At 78.1% G+C, this 8,968-nt stretch carries 6 protein-coding genes; 4 read left to right on the forward strand and 2 right to left on the reverse strand.

Annotation, left to right across the window (positions count from 1 at the left end):
• Window positions 1-3,552: FtsK/SpoIIIE domain-containing protein (locus ACFUMH_RS17510; protein WP_378208577.1), on the forward strand; the 3,552-nt coding region annotated here is incomplete at its 5' end.
• A 15-nt stretch (window positions 3,553-3,567) separates the two neighbouring features.
• Here ACFUMH_RS17510 and ACFUMH_RS17515 read toward each other — a convergent pair.
• Window positions 3,568-3,972 carry a hypothetical protein gene (locus ACFUMH_RS17515; RefSeq protein WP_378208579.1) on the reverse strand — a complete coding sequence of 135 codons (405 nt, stop codon included), beginning with the start codon at window positions 3,970-3,972 and terminating at the stop codon, window positions 3,568-3,570.
• A gap of 565 nt (window positions 3,973-4,537) precedes the next feature.
• Between ACFUMH_RS17515 and ACFUMH_RS17520 the strand changes: the two genes are divergently transcribed.
• On the forward strand, window positions 4,538-4,786 hold the full coding sequence (locus ACFUMH_RS17520; RefSeq protein ID WP_013117620.1) for a WhiB family transcriptional regulator: 249 nt from the start codon (window positions 4,538-4,540) through the stop codon (window positions 4,784-4,786).
• A gap of 241 nt (window positions 4,787-5,027) precedes the next feature.
• Here ACFUMH_RS17520 and ACFUMH_RS17525 read toward each other — a convergent pair whose 3' ends face one another.
• The gene (locus ACFUMH_RS17525) at window positions 5,028-6,509 is read right to left on the reverse strand and encodes a sensor histidine kinase (protein ID WP_378208581.1); all 1,482 of its coding nucleotides are present in this window, start codon (window positions 6,507-6,509) and stop codon (window positions 5,028-5,030) included.
• Between the two features lie 161 nt (window positions 6,510-6,670).
• On the opposite strand from ACFUMH_RS17525, the gene ACFUMH_RS17530 reads away from it, so the two are divergent.
• Window positions 6,671-7,198, forward strand: coding sequence for a DUF2505 domain-containing protein (locus tag ACFUMH_RS17530; RefSeq protein WP_378208583.1), 528 nt, complete (start codon window positions 6,671-6,673; stop codon window positions 7,196-7,198).
• A gap of 433 nt (window positions 7,199-7,631) precedes the next feature.
• Window positions 7,632-8,933 carry an extracellular solute-binding protein gene (locus tag ACFUMH_RS17535; RefSeq protein ID WP_378208585.1) on the forward strand — a complete coding sequence of 434 codons (1,302 nt, stop codon included), beginning with the start codon at window positions 7,632-7,634 and terminating at the stop codon, window positions 8,931-8,933.
• The last annotated feature ends 35 nt before the right edge of the window (window positions 8,934-8,968 follow it).

Consider the following 8,968-nt stretch of genomic DNA (forward strand, 5'->3'; position numbering starts at 1 on the left):
GCGGTGCGCCGTCGGCGCGTCGGCCGCCTTCCCCGGCGGTGGCGTCCCGCCGACGCGCTGCACGTCGGCGGGACCGTCCTGCGCCTGCGCACCGACGCGCCGGCGGGACGCACGCCGCGACCGGCGCCGTCGCCGTGGCTGTGGTCGGCGCTCGCCTCCGCCGTGGCGGGCGTCGCGCTCGCCGTCGCGCTGCGGCAGCCCCTGCTGCTCGTCGGCGCCGCCGTGGGCCTGGCGGGCCTGCTGGCGACGAGGGCACCCGCCGCGGCGCGCACCGACGGACGGGCGCCCGGACCGGCCGACGACCCCGCGGGCACGGCGCCGGCACCGGCCGACGTGGCGGCGGTCCGCGCCCGTGCGGCGCGTGCGACGCGGACCGGCGAGGTGCTCGGCACGTGCGCGCCGGGCGCGTCGCTGCCGGTCGGGGACGTCGTCCGGCACGGCGGCGGCTGGTCCGCCGACGGCGGGGTGTGGTCCGCCGACGGCGGGGTGTGGCCGACGGACGGCACGGCCGGGTCCCGGGACCGGACGGGCGGGTCCGGCGGCGGCACGGCGGGTCGCGCCGGCGGGACGCTCGCGCTCGTGGGCGCGCGCGAGCACACGCTCGCCGCCGCACGGGCCCTCGTCCTGCGGGCGCTGGCGACCGGGCCGGACACGGACCTCGTCCTGCGGTCCGCCTCCCCGGGCGACTGGACGTGGACGCGCTGGCTCGCCCCGACCACCGACCTGCCACCGCCCGGCGCACGCGACCACGCCGGCCCGTGCGTCGTGGTCGCGGACGGCCCGGACCCGGCGCTCGGCACGTGGCGCGCCGCCGCGCCGGCGTCGCACGGGCTCCTGCTGGTCGTGCCACCGGGCGCGCACCCGCCCGCCTGGGTGCGGACCGTGGTCCGCGTCGACGGGGCCCGTGCCGTCCGGACCGAGGCCGACGGGGGTCGCGCCGCCGGACCCGCCGAGCTCGTGGGCGTGGCCGTCGCGGACGACGCCGCCCGCCGCCTCGCGGCGGCCCGGTGGACCGCGCGCGGGGCCGTCCACGCCCGCCCCCTCCCCGGCCCGCGCACCGCGGGGACCGCCGGTGCGCGACCGGCGCACCTTCCCGGCGCGGCCTCCGGGCCGTGGCCCGCGCCGACGGTGCTCGGCGCGCTCGCGGGCGTGCCGGCCGCGGACGCGCCCGACGTCGCACGGCGGTGGCGCGCGGCCGACGCGCGCGCGCCGTTGCGGGCGCCCCTCGGCACGGCCGCCGACGGCTCCGAGGTCGCCCTCGACCTCGACGCGGACGGACCGCACGTGCTGGTCGCGGGGACCACCGGCGCGGGCAAGTCGGAGCTGCTGACCACGCTCGTGCTCGGCCTCGCGCTGCAGCACCCGCCGCACCGGCTGGCGCTCCTGCTCGCCGACTTCAAGGGCGGCACCGGGCTCGGGCCGCTGGCGGGGCTGCCGCACGTCGTCGACCACGTCGACGACCTCGACGCGGGCGCGGCGCGGCGCACGCTCACGGGTCTGCGCGCCGAGCTGCGGCGTCGCGAGCGGACGCTTGCCGCGGCGGGCGCGGCCGACGTGCGGCGGCTGGACCCGGACGCCCCCGGCACCCCGCCGCGGCTCCTCGTGGTCGTGGACGAGCTGCGCGCCCTGGTCGACGACGTCCCGGAGGCGGTCGACGTGCTCGCCCGGATCGCCGCGCAGGGGCGGGCGCTGGGCGTGCACCTCGTCCTCGCGACGCAGCGCCCCGCCGGCGTCGTCACCGCCGACCTGCGCGCGAACGTGACGCAGCGCGTCGCGCTGCGGGTCGCGGACGACGCCGACTCCCGGGACGTCGTGGACGTGCCGGACGCGGCCCACCTCGACCCGGCGCACCCCGGGCGGGGCCTGGTGCGCGTGGGGTCGCGCGCACCGCTGGCCGTCCAGGTGGCCCGGGCCCGGCCCCGGCGTTCCGGTCCGCCCGTGCGGCTCGCGGCCGCCCACGCCCCGCCCGCAGCGCCGTGGCGACCGCGCGTCGGGCCGGGCGCCGACGACGTCGCGGCCTGGGTGTCGGCGGCCCGCCGTGCGGCGCGGGGGCGCCCCGGCCCGGGCGTGCCGTGGTGCCCGCCCCTGCCGTCCCGGGTGACGACGGCGGACGTGCCCCCGGGCGACGGGCTGGCGCTCGCGCTCGCCGACGTCCCGGACGAGCAGCGGCGCGCCGGCGTCCGCTGGGAGCCGGCGTCGGGGCCGCTCCTCGTGCTCGGCGGCCCCGCGTCCGGGCGGTCCAGCACGCTGCTCACCGTCGCCGCCGGCGCGACCCGCGCCGGTGCGCACGTGCACACCGTCGGCCTGCCCGAGGCAGCCGTGCGCGCGGTGTCCGACCCGCGCACGCTGGGCACGGTGCTGCCCCCGGACGAGGCGCACCGCACCGGACTGCTGCTCGACCGGCTGCACGCCGCCGCCGGCACGGGACCGCCCGCGGTGCTCGTCGTCGACCGCCTCGACGTGCTGCTCGAGACCCTCGGCCGCCACGCCCGGGGCGCCGCCGCGGACCTGCTCGTCGCGACGTGGCGCGACCCCGCACCCGGCCTCTCCCTCGCCGCGTCGGCCGCGGTGGTCCCGGCGGTCGCCCGCCTGCTCGGCGACTTCCCCACCCGTCTCGTGCTGCCCGTCGTCGACGCGTCGGCCGACGCCCTCGCCGGCGTCCCGGCTCACCTCTCCGCGGCCCGCACCACGCCCGGGCGCGCCGTCCTCACGGGTGCCGGGCCCGCCCGCGTCTGCCAGGTCGTGCAGCCCCCGGCGGACCGGGACGTGGACGACGCCCCACCCGGGGAGGGGACCGCCCCGGGCGCACCGGTGCGGGTCGCCCGGCTGCCCGACCACGTGCCGCCGCCCGCACCGACGCGCACCGCCGACGGCACCGTCGTCGTGCCCCTCGGCGTGGGCGGCGACGACGGCGGCCCGGTGCACGCGGACGCGACCCGCCCGCTCGTCGTGGCCGGCCCACCGGGGTCGGGACGCACGACCGCGCTGCTGGCCGTCGCGCGGGCGTGGGCCGCCGCGGGTCACCGCGTGCTGCGCCTGGCGCCGGCGGGCGCCCACGGGGACGACGGCGAGGACGTCCCGTGGACGACCGTCGGCCCCGGCGTGCCGCCGACGCCGCCGGACGGCGACGCGTCGACGGTCCTCGTCGTCGACGACGTCGACGAGCTCGAGCGGACGGCCCCCGCAGCCGCCGACGCGGTGGACGACCTGCTGCACACGCCCCGCCCGCGGGTGGTCGCGCTGGCGACGACCTCCGCGCACGCGGCCGGCGCGTTCCGCGGGCCCGTCGCCACGGCGCTGCGGTCCCGCCTGGTCGTCGTGCTCGACCCGCACGACGCGGACGCGACGGCGCTGCTCGGGGCGGGCGCGGCGCTGCAGGGCGACCCGGCGCGCCGCGTGCCCGGGCGTGGCGTCCTGCGCCGGGACCGCACGCTGCGCCGGGTGCAGGTGCACGCGGCCGGCCCACCGGACCGGAGCACGGGCGGCCGCACGGCCGGGCCCATGGACGGACCCGCGGACGGGCGCGGGGACGGGGACGGGCGCGTGCCGTGACCGCCGGCGCGCGCGTCAGTCGCGCTCGTCCACGTCGTCCTGGCCCGTGCGCGACGTCGCGGCGACGACCGGCGGTGCCAGCACGGCGGCGCCGACCGCCACGCCGAGCAGCACGCCGAGACCCGCGCGCGGCCCGGCGCCGCTCCCCCACAGGGAGGCCGAGACGACCACGAGGAGCACCTGCGCCGTGAGCACCGGCCCGCGCCCCCACCGGCGCCCCGACCACAGCCCGCGGGCGGCGGCGCCGAGCAGCAGCGCCGCCCCCAGTGCCAGGGCCACGAGGAACGCCGCGACGGCGGGCACCTGGGAGCCGCGCAGGAGCGTGGCCGTCCCCGCGACCCCCGCAGCGACCAGGACGAGGACCTCGAGCAGCACCAGGCCGCAGGCGACGACGAGCAGGGCGGGACGGGACCTCGGCATGGCACGACCCTAGGCGTCCGTGCCCGCGGCACGCCCGCGCGGACGCCCCCGACCGCCGCCCGGCCGGGGCACATCCGCGGGGCCCGTGTGCGGCGCGTCCGGCGCGACACGCCGACCCGCGTGGCACATACCAGATCGCACCCGTGCTCAGCACCACGCCCTGCGCGGCGTGACCTCCACCACGTGCCGGGCCGCGGTCGTGACGACGGTCACGCGCCGCCGCGGCGCGTCGTCCCGACCGTCCTGCGCGAGGGGTTCGCCGACCACGCGGGACAACGACACCGCAGGTCAGGCGCCCGCGCACGTCGCCGTGCCGCTGACCTGGACGTTCGCCCCGGCGGCGTGCGGGGCGCCGGAGCGGGCGCCGGCGCCCGACCGCCGAGCGCGCCGGGCGGTGTGATCAACGCCTCACCCGTCACCACGATGAAACCTTGTCGTAACCCTTGTCTCGACCGGTGGGCGGTGTGAGTCTTGATGCAGCACGTCCCCCCCACCACTGAACCCACGCCGTACGGCTGCGCCCACCCCCCGGGGCGCGGGGCCGACGCGTGCAAGGAGAGATCCCATGGACTGGCGTCACCGCGCTGCCTGCCTCGACGAGGACCCCGAGCTGTTCTTCCCGATCGGCAACACGGGTCCGGCCCTGCAGCAGATCGAGGAGGCGAAGGCCGTCTGCCGTCGCTGCGACGTCGTCGACACGTGCCTGAAGTGGGCGATCGAGACCGGCCAGGACGCCGGCGTCTGGGGCGGCCTCTCCGAGGACGAGCGCCGCGCGCTCAAGCGCCGCACCGCGCGCCAGCGCCGCGCCGGCTGAGCCGCCGCACCCCGTCGTCCCCGCCCACCCGGCGGGGCACCGCGCGGTCCGGCCACACCTCCTGACCGCCCCCGCAGGGCCGTCCGCGACGCACGCGGGCGGCCCTGCGGCGTACCCGGCGGGCGCTGCGGGCTCCTCGCCCGGCAGCGGCCCGCGCGCACGTCCGAGGACCGTGCGGACGACGGCCCGCGCGGACGGACCACGGCCCCACGGCCCGGCGCGCACCGGCGCGCCGGACGGGTCAGGCGACGGTCGCGGTGTCCCGCCCCTGCCGCAGCCGCGCCTGCAGCACGACCGAGGTGCCGCCGCCGTCGCGCGGACGCCACTCGATCGACCCGCCGAGCTCGTTGCGCACCAGCGTCGAGACGATCTGCGTGCCGAGCCCCGTCCCCGCGCCCCGCTCCGCCGGCAGGCCGGCGCCGTCGTCGGCCACCTCGACCTGCAGCGCGTCGCCGTCGCGGTCCACGACGATGTCGACCGAGCCGTGCTCGCGGCCCGCGAAGCCGTGCTCGACGGCGTTCGTCACGAGCTCGGTCAGCACGAGCGCGAGCGCGGTCGCGTCCTCCGCCGGCACGGCGCCGAACGAGCCGCGCACCTTCGTGCGCACGTGCGCGCCCGCCGTGGCGACGTCGGCCGCGAGCCGCAGGCTGCGCCCGACGAGGTCGTCGAAGGGCACGCTCTCGTCCAGCGTCTGCGAGAGGGTCTCGTGCACGAGCGCGATCGTCGCCACGCGCCGCATCGCCTCGCCGAGCGCGTCGCGGGCCTCGGGGCTGCTCATCCGCCGCGACTGCAGCCGCAGCAGCGCCGCGACGGTCTGCAGGTTGTTCTTCACACGGTGGTGGATCTCGCGGATCGTCGCGTCCTTGGTGATGAGCTCCCGCTCGCGGCGGCGCAGCTCGGAGACGTCGCGGCAGAGCAGCACGGCACCGACGCGCTCGCCGTGCTCGGTCAGCGGCACGGCGCGCATCGACAGCGCCACGCCGCGGGCCTCGACGTCGGCGCGCCACGGGGCGCGGCCCATCAGCACGAGCGGCATCGACTCGTCGACGGTCGCGTTCTGCTCGATGAGGTCGGACGTCACCTCCACCAGCGACCGGCCGACGAGGTCGCCGAGCACGCCCAGGCGGTGGAAGCACGACAGCGCGTTGGGGCTCGCGTACAGGACCTCGCCCTCGCCGTTGAGGCGCACGAGCCCGTCCCCCACGCGGGGCGCTCCGCGCCGCGGGCCCGTCGGCGCGTCCGGCGCCGGGAACTCCCCGCGCGAGACCATGCCCAGCAGGTCGTCGGCCGCCTCCACGTAGTTGAGCTCGAGCCGGCTGGGCGTGCGGGCGCCGCCGAGGTTGGTCTGGCGGGCCAGCACGGCGATCGCGCGTCCCTCGCGGACGACCGGGACCGCCTCCTCGCGCACGGCGTAGGAGCCGAACCAGCGCGGCTCGCGCGAGCGCTGCGGCGCCTGCTCCTCGAGCGCGCGGCGCAGCTGGGGGCGCTGCCCGTCGGGCGGGTGGGACCCGACGACGTCGTCGTAGTGGACGGTCGCACCCGTCGAGGGCCGGCACTGCGCGACCGCGACGAAGTCGCCGTCGGTCGTGGGCAGCCACAGCACGAGGTCGGCGAAGGCGAGGTCGGACACGACCTGCCAGTCCCCGACCAGCAGGTGCAGCCACTCCAGGTCGGCGGCGGGGAGCGGCCCGTGACGTGCGACGAGGTCGCTCAGGGTGGACACGGCCCCAGGGTACGCAGCGCCCGATAGGCTCGACGTCGGGTCTCGCGCCCGCGGACCGACGCACGTCGGGCCGTGCGCACCCGTGGCGCCGTCCCTCGGCGCACGCGGGGACCGACGAGGACGACGGCCGACGACGGCCGACGACGGCAGGGAGGTTCGCGGTGGAGCTGCGCGTGGCGCACGAGCTGCCGGCGGACGCGACGGCCGCGGGACGCATGCTCGCGGACACCGCCTACGTCGACGCCAAGGTGCGCGCGTCCGGGGCGCACGAGCGCCAGGTCGACGTGACGGGGTCGGCCGCCGGTGCCTTCACCGTCACCACCCGGCGTGCGCTGCCGACCGAGCAGATCCCCCCGCACCTGGCCGGCGTGGTGGGGACCGCCATCGAGGTCCGGCAGGTCGAGGCGTGGGAGGCCGCGCAGGCCGACGGCGGGCGGACGGGCACGGTCGTCGTCGAGATCGTCGGCGCCCCGGTCCGGGTGACGGGACGCACGTCCCTGACCGTCTCCGGCCCCGGCGCGTGCACGCTGACCTACGAGGGCGACGTCCGGGCGGCGGTCCCCCTGTTCGCCGCCCCGGTCGAGGCCGCGGCCGCCCAGGCCGTGCGCGCCGCGCTCGACGCGGAGGCCGCCGTCGCGCGGTCGTGGCTCGCGCGCGACGCCGCCGACGGGCGCGACCGGACCGCCTGACGGCGACTGCGCTGGGTGCGCGGGAGGACATGTCCGGCAGGTCCGGCACCGGTTCGCCGGCGCGCCACCAGGGGGCGACCCGCGGTCGCCGACCACTCCTCGGAGCACCGGCCCGCCCAGGTCACGGACCGGCTCCCCCGCCGTAACGATTGGGTAACGTGGGAGCGGTGGGAAATCGCCCTGACCTGCGACGACGCCCCTATGGGACCGCTACCACCCAGATGGCCGACACGGGGCTCCTTGACACTCGACCATGATGCCGACGAAGGTGTCACCCAGCGCGTGGGAACGCTCCCGCGGACGACCACGGGAATCCCACGTCGGGGCCCGACGGCCCCACGCGCGACGCCCGTCGCGGCCCCTGCGGCGTACGGGTGCCGGGTGGACACCAGGGGTACGGCGACGTCGCCGTCCGACTGACAAGGGAGTCACAGTGCGCAAGACCACACGCAAGGCGTGGGCGCTCGCGGCCGGTGTGACGGGCATCGCCCTCATCGCCTCCGCCTGCTCCGGCAGCAACGACGCGGGCGAGGGCGAGGACTCGGGCGACGGCGGCAACGTCACGCTCACCGTCGCCACGTTCAACGAGTTCGGCTACACCGACGAGATGTTCGACCGCTACGAGGCCGAGAACCCCGGCGTCACGGTCGAGCAGAAGCGCGCGGCGACGGCGGACGAGGCCCGCGAGAACCTGAACAGCCGCCTGGCTGCCGGTTCCGGCACCTCGGACATCGAGGCGGTCGAGGTCGACTGGCTCCCCGAGCTCATGGAGTTCCCCGACAAGTTCGAGGACCTCACGTCGCCCGACGTCGAGGGCCGCTGGCTGGAGTGGAAGACCGAGGCCGCCACGACCGCCGACGGCAAGCTCATCGGCTACGGCACCGACATCGGCCCGCAGGGCATCGCGTACCGCGCCGACCTGTTCGAGGCCGCCGGCCTGCCGGCCGACCGCGAGGCCGTCGCCGAGCTCCTCGGTGGCGCCGACGCCACGTGGGAGAAGTTCTTCGAGGTCGGCAAGACCTACACGGGCGCCACGGGCAAGCCCTTCTACGACTCGGCCACCGCCATCTACCAGGGCATGGTCAACCAGGAGAAGGCCGCGTACGAGGACCCCGAGACCGGCGAGATCATCGCCGCGGACAACCCGCGCGTGAAGGAGATGTTCGACCAGGTCGTCCAGGCCTCGGTCGGCGACAACCTGTCGGCGCACTTCGAGCAGTGGAGCGACGACTGGACGGCCTCGTTCCAGAACGACGGCTTCGCGGTCATGCTCGCCCCGGGCTGGATGCTCGGTGTCATCGAGGGCAACGCCGCCGGCGTCACCGGCTGGGACTTCGCCGACGTCTACCCCGGCGGTGCCGGCAACTGGGGCGGCTCGTACCTGACGGTCCCGTCGCAGGGTGAGAACGTCGAGGAGGCCAAGAAGCTGGCCGCCTGGCTGACGGCGCCCGAGCAGCAGATCGAGGCGTTCGAGAACAAGGGCACGTTCCCGAGCCAGATCGAGGCGCAGGAGTCGGAGGCGGTCCAGTCGGCCACCAACGAGTTCTTCAACAACGCCCCGGTGGGCACGATCCTGGCGAACCGCTCGAAGGGCATCGAGGCCCCGTTCAAGGGCCCGAACTACTTCACGGTCCAGACGGCGATGAGCAACGCGCTCGTCCAGGTGGACGTGAACGGCGAGCCCGCGGAGGCCGGCTGGGAGTCGTTCCTCCAGGTCGTCAACGGCCTCGGCTGACGTCGATCTGAGCCTGGGGCCGGGTCGGTGGTGAC

This window comes from Cellulomonas sp. NPDC057328 (assembly GCF_042667215.1).
Taxonomy (GTDB): Bacteria; Actinomycetota; Actinomycetes; order Actinomycetales; family Cellulomonadaceae; genus Cellulomonas.

What these genes read in the sequence shown, in the direction of transcription:
- ACFUMH_RS17515 (WP_378208579.1), bottom strand. Translation starts at nt 3,972, where the DNA reads ATGCCGAGGTCCCGTCCCGCCCTGCTCGTCGTCGCCTGCGGCCTGGTG.
- ACFUMH_RS17520 (WP_013117620.1), top strand. Translation starts at nt 4,538, where the DNA reads ATGGACTGGCGTCACCGCGCTGCCTGCCTCGACGAGGACCCCGAGCTG.